Consider the following 737-nt stretch of genomic DNA (forward strand, 5'->3'; position numbering starts at 1 on the left):
CAAGCCACCTGAGTCTACTTGATAATTGGTAAGAAAGTTAACTTTTTTGTGTCCAAAATATTGACCTAGATCCAATACACTAAAAATAAATTAGTTTTGCCCTAGTTAAAATGGGCAAAACTAATACAATCTAATAATCAAAAGGTTTTAAATTATCTTGCCTATATTTTTAGGACTATACAACGAGTGATCACTGGTTATACCCCTATATGCACGATGCTGATAAGGACGGTATGGTAGGAGAGTAAACCCCTAGAACTTTGAGGCAAAATAAATGAACGAAGAAAGAACATTTTCCTCGTTGGACGATGTATAACAATTTGCGAATGGGTGTCTGTATAGGAACAACTAAAGTTATGGTTATATCATCTAAATTTGTATGGTGAAAATATAATTATTTTTCACTAACGCCACTTTAGTTGAAGAAGAAAAATTAAATATTATGATTAAAACGCTCAGAAAAATCTGAGCGTTTTTGTTTGCTATCTATACTGCCAAATAAGGTTTGAAATGTATGATGTTTTTTTATGTTATTTCTGCATTTTTCTCTCCCAAAACTGAACCTGTTAATTTATCACTGCTCTTCTTTTTTTGTTGAGCGTCTGCTTCTGTAATTTTGGTACTCATAGAAACATAGCAAATGTGCATTTCACGCACTGATGTGACTGCTAAACTAAATGAGACAGTTCCTGCTAGATAAGATGAAACACTTATTGGCCTGAAATAGACTTTCCAGT

General features: G+C 32.8%; 1 protein-coding gene. It reads right to left on the reverse strand.

Going from position 1 to position 737, the window contains the following annotated elements; all coding sequences use genetic code 11:
• Positions 1-525: 525 nt before the first annotated feature.
• A partial coding sequence (locus SAY88_RS24600) for a hypothetical protein (protein ID WP_332635066.1) occupies positions 526-737 on the reverse strand: 212 nt, incomplete at its 5' end.

The sequence above is a fragment of the Halalkalibacter flavus genome (assembly GCF_036663575.1).
In the GTDB taxonomy this organism is placed as follows: Bacteria; Bacillota; Bacilli; order Bacillales; family Bacillaceae_D; genus Halalkalibacter; species Halalkalibacter flavus.